Annotated in this window: 1 protein-coding gene; it reads left to right on the top strand. The window is 65.0% G+C overall.

The annotated features are described in order from the left end of the window. Positions 1-219 precede the first annotated feature (219 nt). Positions 220-1,515 (top strand): hypothetical protein (locus tag VMR03_RS16640; protein ID WP_325407195.1); only part of this gene is annotated, 1,296 nt, incomplete at its 3' end.

Below are 1,515 nucleotides of genomic sequence, written 5' to 3'. Positions count from 1 at the left end.
CATCGCTGCCCTGGCGGCGCGCAACGCCTAGGCGGATGTCGTCGGCTTTTCATCGCCACTGCGACAATCGGCCTTCGCGCGGCCGGGCCGCCGTCATTGCATCGTCACGGAGCCTCCGTAGCCATTGGCAATGATCGCGGGGATTGAGACGGATCAAGGCGGCGACGCCGTCGGGCGCCGATAGTGATTTCGCCAATCCGATGGTGGGAGAATGCGGGCGTGCCTGTCAAAAGTCTGATGATGGACGAACTCGGCGAGCGGGCGCTGCTTTTGCCGGATTTACTGGCCGAGGCGTTGGCCGCCAACGATCGCGTGAAATTCCTGCTGACCTTGTTGCAGACGGCCGAACATCGCGCCGACCGGCCGGACTTGCCGGTGCCCGATCTCTCCGCCGAGCGCAGGGCCGCCGGTGTGACCGATGCGGCTTTCGACGGCGCGCTTGCCGCGGCGCGACGCGAGGCGGATGGCGCGCTTCACCTGCCCGGCGCGGGCGCGCTTCGTCGGGCCGTTCTCGACGGCATCGCGGCCATGCGCGCGCCGCTAGCTTTGGCCGACGTCCCCGACGACGAGAGCTTTGCGAAGCGCGAGGCGGCGCTGGCGACGAGCCTGCCTTCGTTCGACGGCGATCTCATCCCGGCCGGGATCATCGACGCGATCACCTTCGCCGACCGGGCGCGCGGCGACAGCCTTCATATTTTGGTGATGGACATGCACAAGGCGCTCAATGCGCTGCAGGGCGAACTGTCCGAAGAGAGCATAGACGGCGCCCGCGTCTGGCGCATCGACGAGGCGGACCGGACGCTGGTCGTCGCCTTCATGCGCGGTCTCAACGAGACGGCGCCGCTCAAATTCGATCATCCGGGCCTCGGCACGACGGTAACGCGCGCCGGCGGCAAGCTCATCATCCAGAACGACATCGGCACGAACGACGCGCATGTTCTCGTCGTCCATGTGGAAGGTCTCACGGTCACGCTGACTTATACCGACATCCACACGCAGCGCGCCGCCTTCTTCCAGAGCCTCTTCAAGCCCTTCGCCGTGCAATGGGACGACACGCGCACGCGACGGGGCGAAGAGGTCAACGGCAAGGAGAATTATTATCTCTGCATCGGCCGGTTCGACGCCGCCGATCGGACGGCGCTCGAACGCTATCTCGCTTTTCTTGGCTCCCGCATCGTCTTCCTGATCGACTGGAACCACACACGCAAGCTGCTGCGTGAATTCCTGCGCAAAGATGACGGCGTCCGCCTGTTGAAATGGGCGGCGGAAAACAATATCGGCCATCGCGGCTTCCTGATGCTTGGTGGCGAACGGCTTCTCTACGAGGCGATCGAGTTCGCACAGCAGACGATCCATTACGGAGAGAAGCTCCACGAGGCGCTGGGGGCGGAGCAGGCGGTCGGCTATCTGAAATTCGTCCTGCGCACGGCGACGGAAGGTCTTATCGCCGGCCGCTCCGAACGCTTCATCCGCGACGAGGTGAAGACGGAACTCGCGCGGCGCTTCCACGGTGCG

It is taken from the genome of Parvibaculum sp., assembly GCF_035511255.1.
In the GTDB taxonomy this organism is placed as follows: Bacteria; Pseudomonadota; Alphaproteobacteria; order Parvibaculales; family Parvibaculaceae; genus Parvibaculum.
This window is presented reverse-complemented; position numbering and strand designations above follow the sequence as displayed.